This is a genomic window from Enterococcus sp. M-BR2 (genome assembly GCF_056612775.1).
Genome location: NZ_CM152743.1, coordinates 1,260,485 through 1,278,085, shown reverse-complemented (window position 1 = coordinate 1,278,085; position 17,601 = coordinate 1,260,485). Strand labels below are relative to the sequence as shown.

Below are 17,601 nucleotides of genomic sequence, written 5' to 3'. Positions count from 1 at the left end.
AATATTAGGAGGAAATCATCATAGATAGTAAAGAACAATTAAAAATTGCGGTTAAAGCAGCAGATTCAAAACGGGCAGAAGACATTATCGCTTTAGACGTTCGAAATGTTTCCTTGTTAGCAGATTATTTCATGATCTGTTCAGCAAATAGTGAACGTCAAATCAACGCAATTACAGAAGAAATCATTGATAAAGAAGAAGAAAACAAATATGAAGTAAAACGTATTGAAGGAAAAGAAGGCGGAAAATGGGTATTGATCGACCTTGGAGATTTGATCGTACATGTTTTCCATGCGCCAGAACGAAGCTTCTATAATTTGGAAAAACTATGGTCAGATGCGCCGTTAGTCGATCTTAATGAATGGTTGGATTAACATGGCTTATGAAACATTTGCTTTCATTTACGATGAAGTGATGGACGAAACGCTTTACCAGCAGTGGTTAGCTTTTTCGAAACGTCATTTGCAAGAAGACACAAAAAATATTTTGGAACTGGCGTGCGGTACTGGAGCATTAGCGGTTGCCTTTGCAAAAGATGGATATGAAGTGACAGGGTTAGACCTTTCAGAAGAGATGTTGATGATCGCAAGCCAGCGAGCATATGAAGAAGACGCATCGATCCAATTTGTAGAAGGCAATATGCTCGATTTATCAGAAATCGGTCAATATCAAGCAATTACTTGTTTTTCTGATTCGTTGTGCTACATGAAAAATAGACAAGAGGTACAGCAAGTTTTTGATGAAGTCTATCAAGCGTTAGAAGAAAATGGCCGATTTTTATTTGACGTGCACTCCACCTATCAAGTAGACGAGGTTTTTCCAGAATATAGCTATCATTATCAAGGGGATAATTTTGCTTTTTTGTGGGATAGCTATCCAGGAAGTGAGAAACACAGCATCGAACATTTTCTGACTTTTTTCGTTGAGGAACCAGAAGGATCTGGGCGATTTATCCGTGAAGATGAACTACATGAAGAGCGTACCTATCCATTGGAAAGTTATTTAAGAATGCTGGAAAACAGTGGGTTTTCGAAAGTCGAAGCATTTTCTGATTTTACAGACGAAGCAGCATCAGAGAAATCAAAGCGCTGGTTCTTCGTAGCATACAAAGACTAGCAATTTTGCCTGCTCGAGTTAACAAGAAAAAGAATAAATCTTCAACATAAATTATATATCCGAACGATATAGGCATTGCTCTTGCGGTGCAGCTTTTCTTCGCAGAAGTATTGTGTTTGCGAGAATAGTTTATATAGTTCGGGTATTTTTTCTGATTTTTGACTTTTCCTTACTTGTTTCTAGTGTTTTTTTATCGATAAACTATGAAGGAGGACGTACATGAAAAGCTGCGGGATTATCGTAGAATACAATCCATTTCACAATGGACATCGCTATCATGCTGAAATGGCACGAAAAACAACAGGAGCAGAGGTCGTCATTGCTGTAATGAGCGGGAATTTTTTGCAACGAGGCGAACCAGCTATCATCGATAAATGGCATCGTGCGAATGAAGCTTTGCAAAATGGTGTGGATTTAGTAGTAGAGCTTCCTGTCGAATGGGCGGTTCAGTCAGCTGATTATTTTGCCAAAGGTGCAGTGAAAATCTTGCAAGCATTGGACTGTGACAGTTTGTGTTTTGGAACAGAAGAAGAGACCTCGTTTGACTATGGTAGTTTCGGCCGATTTGTTCAACAGAATCAAGATAAGATAGAAGAGTCTTTTCACGAACTGTCTGATCAAACGTATAGTTATCCGCAAAAAATGACTGCAGTTTTTCGCAGTCTGTATCCCGATATTGCGCTTGATTTTTCTTCACCCAATCATATTTTAGGATTAAGTTATGCAAAAGAAAATGCTAAGTATATTCACCCTATGGAGTTACATCCGATCCAGCGTAAAAGTGCAGGCTATCATGAAAAAACAATCAAAGATCAAACAATAGCCAGTGCAACAGCCATTCGCCATGCGTTAGAAAAAGGAAAAAGGATCGCTGGACTTGTGCCATTTCAGACAGAAGAAGATCTTTCCACTTGTTCGTTACAGACTTGGGAATCCTATTGGCCGTATTTGCGTTATCGGTTGTTATCTTCTACTTTGATGGAATTGACAGATATCTATCAGATGACCGAAGGAATAGAAACTCGCATGAAGACAGCAGCTGCAACAGCTAACGGTTTTGCGGATTTTGTGTCAAAAGTAAAAACAAAGAGATATACATGGACGCGGATCCAACGATTATCTTGTTATGTCTTGCTGAATATCAAAAAGCAAGAGATTCCTATCCAACAAAATAAAAACTATCTTCGACTACTTGGATTTACCGATACTGGAAGAAGATTCTTAAAAGAAAAAAAAGAGATTTCTATTTATTCCCGAATCGGAAAAAAAGAGGCACAAGAAGCGGAACTGTTAGTTAGAAGTGATCAAATCTATCAATTGGGAGGCAATATTCCAGAACAGAATTTCGGACAAATCCCAATCCAAGTATAGACCTTTGACTGAAAATGAGAAGAATGAAGGAAGAAAGAAAAAAAGCTTCACAGAATCGTGATTCACAAGTATAATGGAACAGGACGTTTTTGCGTTATGAAACTATCAAATCAGAAAGCGAAGTGAAAATATGGGACGTAAATGGGCAAATATCGTAGCAAAGAAAACTGCTAAAGATGCTAATAATAGCCGGATTTATGCAAAATTTGGGATTGAAATCTACGCAGCAGCAAAATCAGGTGATCCTGATCCGCATGCAAACCAAAAACTACGTTTCGTCATTGATCGCGCTAAAACTTATAATGTACCAAAACATATTATTGACCGAGCAATCGAAAAAGCAAAAGGTGCAGGAGATGAAACATACTCTGAATTACGTTATGAAGGATTTGGACCAAGCGGCTCAATGGTGATCGTTGATACATTGACAAACAATGTGAATCGAACAGCAGCAGACGTACGAGCAGCATTTGGGAAAAATGGCGGGAACATGGGTGTTTCTGGAGCGGTTTCTTATATGTTTGACAATACAGCAATCTTTGCATTTGCAGGAGAAGACGCTGATGAGATCCTTGAATATCTAATGGAAAAAGACATCGACGTTCGTGACGTAATGGAAGAAGATGGACAAATCATCGTTTACGGTGAAGTAGCGGATTTCCATAGTATCCAAGAAGCATTAAAAGAAAAAGGAATCACTGATTTTTCAATTGCTGAGATCCAAATGATTCCTCAAACCGAAGTTACATTATCTTCAGAAGATCAAGAAACATTTGAAAAAATGATTGATGCGCTAGAAGATTTAGAAGATGTACAGCACGTGTTCCATAATGTGGCATTAGAAGACTAAGCAATCAGTTTTAACGAAAAGTATTCAGTCTTTTTCAAAAAGCAGGACAATCTCACTAACAGATTGTCTTGTTTTTTTGTGTGATTTATTTTCTATTCTAATTCAACCTGTGGTATGATGAGAGCATAAGTATCATATGAAATGATATGAAGTATGTGGAAGATGGACGGGGAAGAATATGGAAGCAAAAATCACTTTAGAACCTTTTGAACGTATCTTAAGCGGTTACCGCAAAGTAGAAGAGTTAGCAGTGAACGTAACTGATTGTTCAAAATTAGCGCAAAAATACGCAAGATTCGGCGTTGAAGGCTATCGATTAGGAAACTATGTCGGTACAGGGTATCTGAACCGTTATTTAGAGTGTATGGTGGACCGCGCACCAATGCTGATTTATAGACAAAAATATTTGATTCCGCTACTTTTTCGTCGTTCTGATTCAGCCTTTCGGTTATTTGAAGAAGAGTATCGGATGGAGGCTTTCTTTCTACTATTGGAGTGGAGCTTAAAGCATCATCCTGAAAAAATTCTCATCGAAAGAAATGAGAAGATAGATACGAAAAAAAATAAAGTGGTCGATAGTGCATACCTAGCATTTCGTGTATCAGAGATTTTGGATTGTGGGGGGTATCCAATCAGCAATTTCCAATCAATCGATCAGTTCATTGAATGGAACCGAATTTACCGATTGATCGACAATGGCGGCATCGGACGTCATAGCAAGGTATTTGACCCAGAATATCCAGAAAACATGGAAGAACTGAAAATGATTATTTCGCTTGTCAAATTAAAATATCCTGAAACAGATTTGGATTTATATATAGAATAAATGACCTTAAATGATGAAATTACTTTTTCTGCAATTATTACTGTAACTAAAAAGACAACTGCTAACATTGACGATAGCAGTTGTCTTTTTAGTTACAATACTTTTTTCTCATAAGATGAAATATCTATATTGTTTAACAAAGGACTTTCATTATTGGAGGTAAAAAGTGTCAATTCATGCATCGCACGTGTACACATGGTGTAAAGGATCAATTTGTCTTGTTGAGAAGAAAAATGATCTGCATCTACATCCCACAAGAAAACTCGGTCAAACTCCAGACCTTTTGCTAAAAAGGCCGGAAGTAAAATAATGGAACGCTTCATAAAATCACTCTCATTTAAAATCAGCTGGACTTGTTGTTTCAACTCGTCTGGCAGTTGAGCATAAAGAGTCTCGCATTCTTCTTGGGTTTTAGCAATGATTGCTGTACGCCAATACCGGGCTTTTCCCTGAGTCGTTCGAATGGTATTTGCTAACCAATTCAGTTTGTCATCATCAGTTGTTCCTTGGATGAGCAAAGGCAAATCGCCTTTTCTTGCTGTAGTCTCTACTTGATGTTCTTTTGCAATAAAGTGATTAGCAAAATCAGTGATTTCTTTTGTGGAGCGATAGCTTGTCGTTAATTGGAAACGGGTAACTTCACGGTCCACGAAAAGTTCTTCCAATGATCCCACAATCGTTTCATTTCCAAAGACATTTTGATTTAGATCTCCACAGAAAGTCAAATTTGCTTTTGGGAACAAGGCTTGCAACAATGCGACTTGTGATGGTGCGAAATCCTGCATTTCATCAATAAAGATATAGCGAGCTTTGTGTGTGACCGTCACCGGATATGTTCGGCGCATCAGTAAAAAGAATAGGACAGCATCCTCTTGGGGCAACTCTCTTTGACGCAAATGTGTACGAATAGTTGCTAAATGTTCTTGCCATCTGGTCTCGCTGATTTTATGCCGTGTCAGAAGAGAAAGTGGCACAGTTTGTAAAAAGTGGAGATATTGTTTCGTTATATTGACAAATTGATAATTCATGATTCCTCGATGAATTCGACGGAATCGTTTACGTACGATTTGGTTAGCCAGTTTTTTACGTAAGGAACGCTCCTTTTGTTCTGTATATTCAAGATTAGGATCTGTTGCGTATAGTTCTTGGAGCTGCTCTTCCGCGAGATCTTTGACCCATTGCTGACGTGTTTCATCTTTTTGCAGACCGCCTAATTTTTTCAGTAGTTTTGTTTGTAATAGAGAGAGTCTGTGATGCAAGGGAAGTTGTTCATTTGTTTCTTTATACCATTGGCGAATCGATTCCTTTGATAGGATCGTACGGCCATTTATTTTCATATCACGGAACAAGGGACCGTAGCTTGTGATGCTTTGGATATAGCGATCAATCTGATTCACTAAGGTCAATCCGCTTTTCATCACTTGTATCGGATCTTTTTCGCCTAGCAAAAAACCACTTTCCTGTTGCTGTTCGTCTACTAAAGAAAACTCTTGCAACAGCTGTGAAATATAATTTTTGAATGTTTGTGTAGGCACACCGCTTTCACCTAATGAAGGCAATACAGTCGAGATATAATCAGAAAACAAATGGTTTGGTGAAAATAGAAGCACGTTTTCTGCCTCTAGCCATTTGCGATTATGATACAACAGAAAAGCAATACGTTGAAGCAGAGCAGACGTTTTTCCGCTTCCGGCGATTCCTTCAATCAGCATCACTTTACTTGTTGTGTCCCGAATGATTGCATTTTGTGCTTTTTGTATCGTAGAGACGATATTTTTCATATGGTTGCTTGATGCTTCGTCCAATATCTCTAGCAAAAAGTCATCGTTGATTACTTCCGACGTATCTACCATAGATAAAATACGTCCTTCTTGGATTTTAAATTGTCGTTTCAACTGCAGATCGACATCTATTCTATCTGTTTCAGTTTCATAAAATGCGGGACCAATCTCACCTTCATAATAAAGGTTGGCAATTGGTGCGCGCCAGTCAATAACAATTGTTTCTTCTGCTAGATCTCTTAAAGAAGCGATACCTAGATACAATGTTTCTGTTTCACGGTCTTCTTTAAAATCGATACGGGCAAAGTAAGGACTATCTTTCATAACAGACAACGTTTGTAGGCGTTTTTGCTGCGCCTCAAGAGTATGATATTTTAAAAGCAATTCTTGCTCATGTTGACGATATTCAACAGCAGATTCATAAAAAGCTTCATTGGAACCAGCTCGAATCTTGTGATTAGCTGTGTCTTTTGTCGAATGATTCATTTCTTGAGTCAATTCTCGTTGTTTTGTATCCAGCATATTTTGTTCGATCTGGATTAGTTCGATCGTTTCATCCACGTGCGTTTGTTCTAGTTGTTTCTCATTCATCACATGTTTGCTCCTTCCGCCGTAAATAACGAATTAAAAGTATAGCACAGTTTTTCGAAAAAAGGTACTTTTTAACGGATGAATCGAAAAAAGTCCTCTTTGCTCGATAGATTCGTTTGTCGGACTGGCGACTATTGGAAACGCTGATAGTGATAGTTGTTTTCAATTAAGGCCTATTGTTTTAAAAAGTGTTAAGCAAGGACTATGCTTAAGAGAAAGAGAGGCAATTGAAGATGACTAACCTCTAAGTCACAAAAAAGAGGAGAAGAAACTATGACACATTTTAAAAAATTTTTACTTACTTTATTTATTGGCGGAGTAGCTTTGTTAAGTGAATTTGTTTTCCATCAGCCGGGACTTGCTTTTATGATTGTTGCATTTACTGGAGGGATTCTCGCCTTCTTGATGTTTTTGGAAATGATCAAAACATTGCGTTCAGGAAGATATGGTGTAGATATATTAGCGATTACCGCAATCCTTGCAACATTAGCCGTCAAAGAATATTGGGCTAGTTTGATGATATTGATCATGCTTACAGGTGGAGATAGTCTAGAAGATTACGCGAATAAACGAGCAGGTAAAGAATTGCAATCTTTATTAGACAACACCCCAAGAATCGCCCATCGATTCAAAGAAGGAAGATGGCAGGATATAGTAATTGATGAAATAAATGTGGATGATCAGCTGCTAGTCAAGCCTGGCGAGCTTGTACCAGTTGATGGTCGAGTGATCAAAGGAGAATCATCAGTCGATGAATCTTCTTTGACAGGAGAGTCTCGTCCAGAAACAAAGAAACCTGGAGATCAGATCATGTCTGGGTCTTTAAATGGAGACGGATCAATCCAAATGATTGCTGAAAAACGCGCTGCAGATAGCCAATATCAAATGATCATTAAATTAGTCGAAGAATCAAAAGAAAAACCTGCCCGATTCGTCCGTTTAGCTGATCGTTATGCGGTTCCCTTTACATTGATCGCATATTTGATTGGCGGTATTTCTTGGTGGTTCTCAAAAGATCCTTTGCGTTTTGCAGAAGTATTGGTCGTAGCATCGCCTTGTCCATTGATTTTAGCTGCGCCGATCGCTTTAGTTGCTGGGATGAGCCGTTCAAGTAAAAACGGGATTGTTGTTAAAACTGGAACAACGATTGAAAAGCTCGCACGTACAAAAACGATTGCTTTTGATAAAACAGGAACGCTTACCAAAGGAATATTAGAAGTAGAGGCGATTCAACCAGTCAATGGAATGAAAAAAGAAGAGCTACTTATGTATGCAGCAAGTGCAGAACAGGAATCTAGCCATATCTTAGCTCGTTCGTTAGTGAACAACGTGAAAAACAGCCAACTGTATCCTGTTAGTCAACTGAAAGAAGTGACAGGTCAAGGAATCCAAGCAGTAGTCAATAATCATGACGTAAAGATTGGACGCGCTTCTTTTGTTTCAGTGGAAGAAATCGAGACTTCTGAAACAGCAATCTATGTAGCCATTGATCAATCCTTTGCAGGAACCATCCTATTTTCGGATCAGATTCGCTCAGAAGCAGCAAGGACAATCAAAGAGCTAAGAAATCTTGGTGTGAAAAATTTGATGATGATTACCGGAGATGGATCAGCCATTGCTCAAGCGATTGCAGAGGAAGTCAAATTAGATTCTGTACATGCTCATTGCTTGCCTCAAGATAAACTGACCATTTTAGAACGTATCCCTAAAGATCAACGACCTGTGGCGATGATAGGAGACGGTGTGAATGACGCACCAGCACTTGCTGCTGCAGATATCGGCATTGCAATGGGCGCTCATGGTTCTACAGCTGCTAGTGAAAGTGCAGATGCGGTCATCTTGAAAGATGATCTTTTGCGTGTAGCAAAAGCAGTAGTGATCTCAAAAGATACGATGAGAATAGCGAAACAATCTGTACTGATTGGCATCTTTATTTGTATTTTTTTGATGTTAATAGCAAGTACGGGTCTGGTTCCTGCGTTATTCGGGGCTGTTTTGCAAGAAGTCGTGGATACGGTCTCTATCCTGAGTGCGCTGAGAGCAAAAAAAGACCCAGCCATTTTTCCGGATTCAGTACCCAAGACAAACATAGTATGATAGAATCGAGATGAAAAAAGAACGATCAGAAAGAGGAGAGAACATTATGCCATTCGTACATGTCGAATTAGTAGAAGGTCGCAGTCCGGAACAATTAGAAAATATGATGAAAGATATCACGGAAGCTGTTCATAAAAACACGCAAGCACCAAAAGAACACATCCATGTTATCATCAACGAGATGAAAAAAGGAACATACGGTGTAAATGGGGAATGGAAAAAATAAGTTTGGTTTCACACTTGATTTTTCTATTTATTAGTGGTTAAATAAACACATAATTGATTGATGAGAAAACCAACTGAATTTGAGAGTCTTCGATAAGAGAGGAAAAGCTAGGCTGAAACTTTTCCAGGAGAAAACCAAAGGATGACCACTTTCGAAACCCTTGTTGAAGCAAGGGCGGTCGGACCGTTACAACGTTTGAGGAACGCATGTGCGTTTGAACATTAGGTGGAACCACGAACTTTTCGTCCTAGTATCTCTTTTCAAGAGATGCTAGGATTTTTTGTTTTTCAGCTTGATGATCTGATCAATCAAAACATTTCAAGGAGGAAACTATTATGATAAAAATTACTTTTCCAGATGGTGCAGTCAAAGAATTTGAGGCTGGTACAACAACATTGGCCATCGCTGAAAGTATTTCAAAAAGCTTAGCAAAAAAAGCTTTAGCTGGTAAAGTGAACGGCAAACTTATTGATTTGACTCGTCCAATCGAGGAAGATGCAAGTATTGAGATCGTCACACCAGACCATGAAGATGCACTTGGATTAGTCCGACATTCAGCAGCTCATTTGATGGCTCAAGCAATGCGCCGCCTCTATCCAAATATCCACTTTGGTGTTGGGCCAGCTATTGATTCAGGGTTTTACTATGATACAGACAATGGACAAAATCAAGTAACTGCAGAAGATCTTCCCGCAATCGAAGCAGAGATGATGAAAATCGTCAAAGAAAATCTGCCAATCGAACGCCGTGTTCTTTCGAAACAAGAAGCATTAGAAATTTTTGCAAGTGACCCGTACAAAGTAGAACTGATTAGTGAATTGCCAGAAGAAGAAGTGATTACTGCCTATCAACAAGGTGAATTCATCGATTTGTGCCGTGGACCACATGTTCCGTCTACTGGTCGTATACAAGTATTCAAATTATTATCAGTGGCAGGTGCTTACTGGCGTGGAAACTCAAACAATCAAATGATGCAACGAGTTTACGGAACAGCCTTTTTTGATAAAAAAGCTTTGAAAGAATATATCCGTCTGCGTGAAGAAGCAAAAGAAAGAGATCATCGTAAACTAGGGAAAGAACTTGACTTGTTTATGGTTTCTCCAGAAGTTGGTTCTGGTTTGCCATTCTGGCTTCCAAAAGGGGCAACAATCCGACGCACGATCGAACGTTATATCGTAGACAAAGAAGTTAGTCTAGGTTACCAACATGTGTATACACCGATCATGGGAGATGTTGAGTTGTACAAAACATCTGGACACTGGGATCATTATCAAGAAGACATGTTCCCGCCAATGGATATGGGAGATGGCGAAATGCTTGTTCTTCGTCCAATGAACTGCCCTCATCACATGATGGTCTACAAAAACGCCATCCATTCTTACCGTGAATTACCAATTCGTATCGCTGAATTAGGAATGATGCACCGTTATGAAAAATCAGGTGCTTTGTCAGGTTTACAACGTGTACGAGAAATGACGTTGAACGATGGTCATACATTTGTTCGTCCTGACCAAATCAAAGATGAATTTAAGCGTACGCTTGAATTGATGGTCGCGGTATATGCTGACTTCAATATTACAGATTATCGTTTCCGCTTAAGCTACCGCGATCCAAACAATACAGATAAATATTTTGATGATGATGCAATGTGGGAAAAAGCCCAAGCAATGCTGAAAGCTGCTATGGATGAATTAGAGCTAGATTACTTTGAAGCAGAAGGGGAAGCAGCCTTTTACGGACCAAAATTAGATGTCCAAGTCAAAACAGCACTTGGGACAGAAGAAACATTGTCAACTATACAATTAGACTTCTTATTGCCGGAACGCTTTGATTTGACATATGTTGGAGAAGATGGAGAAAATACGCATCGTCCAGTGGTTATCCACCGCGGAATCGTTTCTACGATGGAACGTTTTGTCGCCTATTTGACAGAAGTATACAAAGGCGCTTTTCCAACATGGCTAGCACCAATACAAGCGACAATCATCCCTGTTTCTGTTGATGCACATGGCGATTATGCTTATGAAATCAAAGAACGCTTGCAAATGAAAGGTTTACGTGTAGAAGTCGATGACCGCAATGAAAAAATGGGCTATAAGATTCGTGCCTCTCAAACACAAAAAATTCCTTACCAATTAGTTGTCGGTGATAAAGAATTGGAAGATGCAACAGTGAATGTACGTCGTTACGGAAGCAAAGAAACAGCTGTAGAAGATTTGAATATCTTTATTGATGCTATGGAAGCAGAAGTCAAAAATTACAGCAGAGAAAACAAATAGATAAATCATCTATAAAAAAGCACTAAATAAAAAAACAATCCAAATAATAGAGAACAGATATTCCACAATCCCACAGATGGACAATAGAATTTGCGGGATTGATGGAATGAGCTATCCTATTGTGCGGATTGTTTTTTTGTTTTTTTATCCAGTACACGACCGTTAACAAGGAACTGATATGGTATACTTACATAGACGATTATTAAAAGGATGGAGGAACTTATGAGCGTAATTAGTCGTATTGAAAGTATGATGGAAGATTATTCTTCAGCAGAAAAAAAGTTGGCCAACTACATTATTGGAAATATTGAGAAGGTCCCCACAATGACAGCTAATGAATTAGCGGAGGCTTCAGGTTTGAGTGCGCCGACAGTTGTACGTTTTTCAAAAAAAATCGGGTTTCAAAGTTTGACGGACTTCAAAATCACGATTTCAACAGAATTACAGACTGGAATCGATGAAGGATTTAGCGATATCGAAGCAAATGAGTCCTTTTACTCTATCAAAAACAAACTTGGGAACAATGCGCAAGTAGCGATAAAAGAAACAGTAGATATTCTGGAAGAAGAAACGATCCAAAAAGTCGTAGAATGTTTGGAAACGGCTGAGTCTGTTTTTTTATATGGTGTGGGTGCCTCTTCTTTAGTGGTAGAAGACATTCTGCAAAAATGGTCTCGTGTCGGTAAGCCCATCATTTTTGAAAAAGATATCCATGTCTTGCTCCCACAACTTGTCAGCAATGAGAAGAAGAAAGTACTTTGGCTTGTTTCGAACTCAGGGAGAAGCGCAGATGTAGTTGCATTAGCTGAGCTAGCAAAAAATATGAATATCGAGATCATTGCGTTGACGCAATTTGGAAATAACCCACTTAGCAAGATAGCCGATGTACTCGTACAAACATCAAGACCAAAAGAAATCACCAATCGAAGTGCGGCAACCAATTCACTTTTGGCCCAATTCGCTACGATTGATATCATTTTTTATTTTTATATGGCTAAAAACGAATCACTTAGTGAAAAAGTGAAAAAAACAAGAGAAGCAATTCAAGACTATTTTATGGATTCAAAATAAAAAAACTAAATTTACCTTACTATTTTTGATATAAGTTTTTTTAGAATAACAACTTATAGTTTTCCACAAAGAAATGTTCTATTAAAGTGTTTCACGACTTTAGAAAGCATAATTTTCAAAAATAAGTTTAGTTTTTAATGAAAAAAATAGTTGGATATGCAACTTCAGAGGTTTGCTGTGAAACAAAAAGTTGATTTTATCTTGAAATTAGGTAAAGAATTTCTTGCTCCGCTCATTTTTTCTTTTTTATTAAGAAGTTTTTGGGTACAATGAAGCATGAATGTAAATAGGCGGAAGGATAGGAAATGATGAAAGATTTTATGAAAAAAATAGTAAATACTTCTTGGATAGAAAAAATAAGAAAAGGGGCACAAGAGCCTAAAAACAAAACGTTTCGCCGGTCGCATGTTCCTTTTCGCTTAAATTTTCTTTTTTTCATTATATTTACGTTATTTGTTGCGTTGATTGCTCGATTGGGCTATTTGCAGATCGTGAATGGTGAAGAGATGGAAGCGCGAGTGAAATCTACTTCTACGATTACAGTCCAAGAAAGTACCCCTCGTGGAATGATCTACGATTCCACAGGAAAAGCGTTAGTCACAAATAAAGCGAATCAGGCAATCACCTATACGAGGGGCACACAAGTGACGGCTAAAGATCTACTTGAAATCGCAACGAAGCTGAACTCGCTGATTGATGTGCCGGCAGATGAAAATCTGACAGATAGAGATAAAAAAGATTTTTGGCTGGCTGATCCGGAACATTTGAAGGAAGTCACAAAAAGACTTTCGGCAAAAGAAAAGCAATTAGGAAACAGCGAACAATACAGCGCGATGGTCAATAAAGTAACAGATGATGAGATCAACTTAAACGAGGAACAATTAAAGATCGCTACCATCTTTAAACGGATGAACAGTGCATATGAATTAAACACGGTCTATATCAAGAACTCTGGTGTTACTGACCAAGAATTAGCTGTTGTGGCGGAACGTGCTTCTGAGCTTCCAGGAGTTTCGACAGGCACAGACTGGACACGCGAATATAACGCAGCAGATTCACTGAAAAGTATTTTAGGTAGTGTGACGACTGAAAAACAAGGACTTCCGGCAGATGAAGCAGAGAAGTATTTAGCAAAAGGTTATTCTCGAAATGATCGTGTGGGACAAAGTTATTTGGAAAAACAATATGAAGATGTCCTACAAGGAACTAAAACCCAATATGAAGTTTCTCTTGATAATGAAGGCAATGTTTCGAATCAAAAAGAAATCTTCTCTGGGGAAAAAGGTTCTAATTTAATGTTATCGATGAATGCAGAATTCCAATCAAAAGTAGAAGAAATCTTAAAAAGAAATTATCAAACATTGATCAATAATGGTAAAGCACAGTACTCGCCTGGTGCTTATGCAGTAGCCATGAATCCTCAGACAGGAGAAGTGTTAGCCATGACTGGTTTCAGTCATGAGCAAGGTTCCAAGGAAATCACCGAGAATGCTTTGGGTACGATCACTAGCGCCTTTGCTCCAGGGTCTGTAGTCAAGGCTGGTACTTTGACAGCAGGTTGGGCAAGTAACGCGATCAGCGGGAATCAAGTGTTGATTGATGAACCGATTCGTCTACAAGGTGCTTCAGAAAAAAGCTCTGTCTTTAACCGAAACGGACAAGTTGCTCTTGATGCAGTCAAAGCATTGGAATTGTCTTCCAATACGTATATGATCAAAGTGGCATTAAAGATGCTAGGACTAGACTATACTCCTGGAATGGGACTACCTAGTTTAGACGAAGAAGCTAAAGCTTATCAACAATTGAGAGACTCTTTCAAAGAATTTGGTCTTGGTACAACGACTGGGATTGATTTGCCGAATGAATCTCCTGGGATTTCACGCTCTGTTGAGTATATGAAGAAGTTCAATGCGGATAATGGCAAAGAATGGTATACTCCTGGTAACTTTACCGATTTGGCATTTGGACAGTTTGACACATATACACCGATCCAATTAGCTCAATATGCTTCAACAGTCGCTAATGGCGGGAAACGAGTACAGCCTCACCTAGTCAAAGCAATCTATGGCAATGACGAAAATGGGAATTTAGGTGAAGTGAAAAAAGAAATTGGCACGACAGTAGAAAATACGGTCAATATATCTGCAGAAAATATGGCAATCCTCCGTGAAGGATTCCATCAGGTTGTTCATGGTACCGACCCTTACACAACAGCTAAACCATTAGCCAGTGCGAAAATGGACCTTTCTGCAAAAACAGGAACTGCAGAAACGGTTGCGGAAGGTCACCCAGATATTACGACAGTCAATAGTAATATCGTGGCATACGGACCAACAGACAATCCGGAAATCGCAATCAGTGTGGTCTTGCCGAACTTATTAGATGAACAAGACCACATGAACTTGACGATTGCTAAAGAAATAATGGACGCGTATTATGATATGTTCATGGCAAAATAAAAAAGAGGTCGTGAAAAAGCCACTTAGTTTCGAGTATGAAGAAAAATTTTGTGAAAATAGCTTCTCATATTTTTGCTTAAATTTGACTTCATACCGAGAAACTGGCTTTTGAACACTATTTATCAAGAGGGTGTGAAATCAGCACCCTGATCTGAGTATTAGAGAAACAAAATGGGAAAATAGATTTTCATATTTTGCTGTTTTTGAGCTAATACCGAAGGACAGCTGATTGAGCACCGTTTACTCGGCAAAAAAGGTTGTGACAAAAATTGTCACAACCTTTTTTAGTGGAATCTAATTCTCTATTGTAGTTTAAGTAATTTTTCCAGATAAACAGCTAAACCGTCTTCTTGATTGCTCAAAGGAGTGACATCATTTGCGATGCCTTTGAGCTGATCAGTACCATTAGCCATAGCCACTCCCCAGCCTGCATAATCCAGCAGCTCCAAATCGTTATGCTCATCACCAAAAGCAATCACGTCTTGTTGATCAATAGATAGGTAGTTAGCAATCTCTTGCACACCTTTTGCTTTTTGTATTCCTTTTGAAACAATCTCTAAGATCGCCGTAGGACCGCCCCACGTACGAACATCCACATAACTGCCAAATTGACGTGTTAATTCAGCAGATACAGCTTCTGCAAAACGCTTGTCTGTTCGGACAAGCAAAGATGTAGGATTTGTCGTCAGATTTTTAGGAGAAAGCAAGTTTTTTTCTCCAGGACGTGAAGAAGCAAAAATTTTTTCATCAAAGAAGTCAAAGCTGTCGATAAAAAAAGTATCCCGATTTTCAGCAGCGATAAAGTCTAAATTCAATTGTTTTTTTTGCGATAAGATTTCAAAAGCAATTTCACGATTAATCAATGTTTCTCTTTCGCCATCCCAATGTTGATTAGGGATATGCACCAGTGCGCCGTTAAAATTAACCATCGGTGTTGTTAACTCTAATTGTTGGTAAAATTGATGGCTCATTCGAAATGGGCGTCCAGTAGCGATACTGACATGATGACCAGCATTGATTGCTTTTTTCAGGGTTTCTTTTGTTTTAGAGGTAATCATCGAATCTTGATTGAGGGTGGTTCCGTCCAGATCGATGGCAATTAATTTTTTATTCAATAAAGGTCCTTCCTTCCTCAACTAGCATTTGTTTTAGTCTAGCATATTTTAGTTAATTAACAAGAGGAATCAGTTATTCCTAACAAAAAATACAGTTATGGCTATGTAAATAAATGAATACGAGTTAAACACGAACATTAAGTATTGTTTTCGGTTTTTTTGTTAAAAAAACGTTGAAAAACGAATGAAACGTCTATATAATTTGAAATTGTTCGATGGATTTGCCATATTTTGCATATTTTTTATTATTATAGTTTTCCATCAGAAAAAAATTCAGGGAGTGGAACTTTTTATGGAAAAGTTTTTCGGTTTAAAGAAAAACAATACAAATGTATCAACTGAAATAATGGCGGGAGTAACGACATTCTTTGCCATGAGCTATATCTTATTCGTAAATCCGACGATTTTATCAGCATCAGGTATGCCGTTCCAAGCAGTATTTCTAGCCACAATCATTGCATCAATCATTGGTACGCTAGTCATGGGATTGTTCGCGAATGTACCATATGCTCAGGCACCTGGTATGGGATTGAACGCATTTTTCACTTTTACGGTCGTTTTCGGGCTTGGCTATTCTTGGCAACAAGCCTTGGCAATGGTTTTTATTTGCGGATTAATCAATATTTTTATTACTGTTACAAATATCCGAAAGATGATCATTCGGGCGATTCCTGAAAGTCTTCAACATGCGATTGGTGGCGGGATCGGTATTTTCGTTGCGTATGTCGGGATCAAAAATGCAGGATTTTTATCTTTTTCAGCAGACCAATCTGCTATTTCGAGTTCTGTCGTTGAAGGTGGAAAAGCAACAAATGTTACGATAAATGGCGGAATCGTTCCCGCGTTAGCCAACTTTGACAACGCACCTATCTTGTTAGCTGTGATTGGTTTGGTACTGACAGCCATTTTAGTTGTAAAAAACGTCCGTGGTGCTATTCTTATCGGTATCGTAGCGACCACAGTCCTTGGGATTTTTATGGGTGTTGTTGATTTAAGTTCCATTGATTGGCAAACGAATTCGTTAGGCAATTCATTTAAAGAATTAGGAACAACGTTCGGTGCAGCATTTGGTTCTGAAGGAATGCAATCTTTATTCAGTGATTCTTCCAAGATCCCTCAAGTATTGATGACGATCATCGCATTCAGTTTATCTGATACATTTGATACAATCGGAACATTTATCGGTACAGGACGCCGCACAGGTATTTTCTCAAAAGAGGACGAGATTGCATTGGAAGATGGTCGCGGGTTCAAAACAAAAATGGATAAAGCGCTATTTGCCGATGCAATCGCTACTTCCGTAGGTGCTATCTTTGGTACATCAAATACAACAACTTATGTCGAATCTGCAGCTGGAATCGGGGCCGGCGGACGTACTGGTTTGACTTCAGTAGTAGTGGCAGTGCTATTCGCATTAAGTAGTCTGTTCTCCCCGCTGATCGCCATTGTACCAAATCAAGCAACTGCGCCAGCACTGATTTTGGTCGGAGTAATGATGATGGCTTCTTTCGCAGACATCAAATGGCTAGATATGGAAGAAGCTTTACCAGCCTTCTTTGCATCGATCTTTATGGGATTGTGCTATAGCATTTCTTATGGGATTGCAGCAGGATTTATTTTCTATACAATTGTCAAAGTAATCAAAGGAAAATTCAATGAAGTTTCTGTTGCTTTGTGGATTGTTGATATTTTATTCATCATCAACTTCATCATTCTAGCAACGATTTAAATAAAGAGAAGGGATTGGAACAGCATTTTTTCCGGTCTCTTTTTTTTTACATAAAAAGAACGTTACATATAAAATAATCTTTGCGGGATT

The 17,601-nt window shown here is 38.6% G+C and carries 13 protein-coding genes; 11 read left to right on the top strand and 2 right to left on the bottom strand.

The genetic code is table 11. From position 1 onward, the window contains the following. Window positions 1-14 precede the first annotated feature (14 nt). From rsfS to AC1F25_RS06200, 5 genes are all read left to right on the top strand, one after another. A complete protein-coding gene (gene rsfS, locus AC1F25_RS06220) occupies window positions 15-374 on the top strand; it encodes a ribosome silencing factor (RefSeq protein ID WP_079997869.1) in 360 nt (119 codons plus the stop codon). A gap of 1 nt (window position 375) precedes the next feature. After that, on the top strand, window positions 376-1,116 hold the full coding sequence (locus tag AC1F25_RS06215; protein ID WP_002314175.1) for a class I SAM-dependent DNA methyltransferase: 741 nt from the start codon (window positions 376-378) through the stop codon (window positions 1,114-1,116). Between the two features lie 219 nt (window positions 1,117-1,335). Next, window positions 1,336-2,487 carry a nucleotidyltransferase gene (locus tag AC1F25_RS06210; protein WP_479993975.1) on the top strand — a complete coding sequence of 384 codons (1,152 nt, stop codon included), beginning with the start codon at window positions 1,336-1,338 and terminating at the stop codon, window positions 2,485-2,487. Window positions 2,488-2,617: 130 nt separating this feature from the next. Continuing rightward, window positions 2,618-3,337 (top strand): YebC/PmpR family DNA-binding transcriptional regulator, encoded by a 720-nt coding sequence (locus AC1F25_RS06205; protein ID WP_002290860.1) that lies wholly within the window; start codon window positions 2,618-2,620, stop codon window positions 3,335-3,337. 178 nt (window positions 3,338-3,515) lie between these two features. Beyond that, window positions 3,516-4,163: a hypothetical protein gene (locus AC1F25_RS06200; protein WP_002290861.1), complete on the top strand. Its 648-nt coding sequence runs from the start codon at window positions 3,516-3,518 to the stop codon at window positions 4,161-4,163. A 92-nt stretch (window positions 4,164-4,255) separates the two neighbouring features. Here the strand turns inward: AC1F25_RS06200 and helD are convergent, their stop codons facing one another. Further along, window positions 4,256-6,535 (bottom strand): RNA polymerase recycling motor HelD, encoded by a 2,280-nt coding sequence (gene helD, locus AC1F25_RS06195; RefSeq protein WP_151668676.1) that lies wholly within the window; start codon window positions 6,533-6,535, stop codon window positions 4,256-4,258. Between the two features lie 273 nt (window positions 6,536-6,808). Between helD and AC1F25_RS06190 the strand changes: the two genes are divergently transcribed. The 5 genes from AC1F25_RS06190 to AC1F25_RS06170 all read left to right on the top strand — a co-directional run bounded on the left by AC1F25_RS06190 (window position 6,809) and on the right by AC1F25_RS06170 (window position 14,667). Next, a complete protein-coding gene (locus tag AC1F25_RS06190) occupies window positions 6,809-8,632 on the top strand; it encodes a heavy metal translocating P-type ATPase (RefSeq protein WP_002290865.1) in 1,824 nt (607 codons plus the stop codon). Window positions 8,633-8,678: 46 nt separating this feature from the next. Next, the gene (locus tag AC1F25_RS06185; RefSeq protein WP_002287649.1) at window positions 8,679-8,858 is read left to right on the top strand and encodes a 2-hydroxymuconate tautomerase; all 180 of its coding nucleotides are present in this window, start codon (window positions 8,679-8,681) and stop codon (window positions 8,856-8,858) included. Window positions 8,859-9,193: 335 nt separating this feature from the next. Beyond that, a complete protein-coding gene (gene thrS, locus AC1F25_RS06180) occupies window positions 9,194-11,137 on the top strand; it encodes a threonine--tRNA ligase (RefSeq protein WP_002290867.1) in 1,944 nt (647 codons plus the stop codon). Window positions 11,138-11,359: 222 nt separating this feature from the next. Beyond that, a complete protein-coding gene (locus tag AC1F25_RS06175; RefSeq protein WP_002310387.1) occupies window positions 11,360-12,208 on the top strand; it encodes a MurR/RpiR family transcriptional regulator in 849 nt (282 codons plus the stop codon). 305 nt (window positions 12,209-12,513) lie between these two features. Then, on the top strand, window positions 12,514-14,667 hold the full coding sequence (locus AC1F25_RS06170; RefSeq protein ID WP_002334653.1) for a peptidoglycan D,D-transpeptidase FtsI family protein: 2,154 nt from the start codon (window positions 12,514-12,516) through the stop codon (window positions 14,665-14,667). A gap of 302 nt (window positions 14,668-14,969) precedes the next feature. On the opposite strand, the gene AC1F25_RS06165 is transcribed toward AC1F25_RS06170, so the two are convergent. Beyond that, window positions 14,970-15,782 (bottom strand): Cof-type HAD-IIB family hydrolase, encoded by an 813-nt coding sequence (locus AC1F25_RS06165; protein ID WP_002314169.1) that lies wholly within the window; start codon window positions 15,780-15,782, stop codon window positions 14,970-14,972. A gap of 292 nt (window positions 15,783-16,074) precedes the next feature. Here AC1F25_RS06165 and AC1F25_RS06160 point away from each other — a divergent pair, with 292 nt between their 5' ends. Then, window positions 16,075-17,511 (top strand): NCS2 family permease, encoded by a 1,437-nt coding sequence (locus AC1F25_RS06160; protein ID WP_002310391.1) that lies wholly within the window; start codon window positions 16,075-16,077, stop codon window positions 17,509-17,511. Window positions 17,512-17,601: the final 90 nt, after the last annotated feature.

Excerpts from the sequence above, each read along its gene's own strand:
- AC1F25_RS06170 (WP_002334653.1), top strand. The coding sequence starts at position 12,514 with ATGATGAAAGATTTTATGAAAAAAATAGTAAATACTTCTTGGATAGAA.
- AC1F25_RS06160 (WP_002310391.1), top strand. The coding sequence starts at position 16,075 with ATGGAAAAGTTTTTCGGTTTAAAGAAAAACAATACAAATGTATCAACT.
- AC1F25_RS06215 (WP_002314175.1), top strand. The coding sequence starts at position 376 with ATGGCTTATGAAACATTTGCTTTCATTTACGATGAAGTGATGGACGAA.
- AC1F25_RS06200 (WP_002290861.1), top strand. The coding sequence starts at position 3,516 with ATGGAAGCAAAAATCACTTTAGAACCTTTTGAACGTATCTTAAGCGGT.
- thrS (WP_002290867.1), top strand. The coding sequence starts at position 9,194 with ATGATAAAAATTACTTTTCCAGATGGTGCAGTCAAAGAATTTGAGGCT.
- AC1F25_RS06175 (WP_002310387.1), top strand. The coding sequence starts at position 11,360 with ATGAGCGTAATTAGTCGTATTGAAAGTATGATGGAAGATTATTCTTCA.
- AC1F25_RS06205 (WP_002290860.1), top strand. The coding sequence starts at position 2,618 with ATGGGACGTAAATGGGCAAATATCGTAGCAAAGAAAACTGCTAAAGAT.
- helD (WP_151668676.1), bottom strand. The coding sequence starts at position 6,535 with ATGAATGAGAAACAACTAGAACAAACGCACGTGGATGAAACGATCGAA.
- AC1F25_RS06190 (WP_002290865.1), top strand. The coding sequence starts at position 6,809 with ATGACACATTTTAAAAAATTTTTACTTACTTTATTTATTGGCGGAGTA.
- AC1F25_RS06210 (WP_479993975.1), top strand. The coding sequence starts at position 1,336 with ATGAAAAGCTGCGGGATTATCGTAGAATACAATCCATTTCACAATGGA.
- AC1F25_RS06185 (WP_002287649.1), top strand. The coding sequence starts at position 8,679 with ATGCCATTCGTACATGTCGAATTAGTAGAAGGTCGCAGTCCGGAACAA.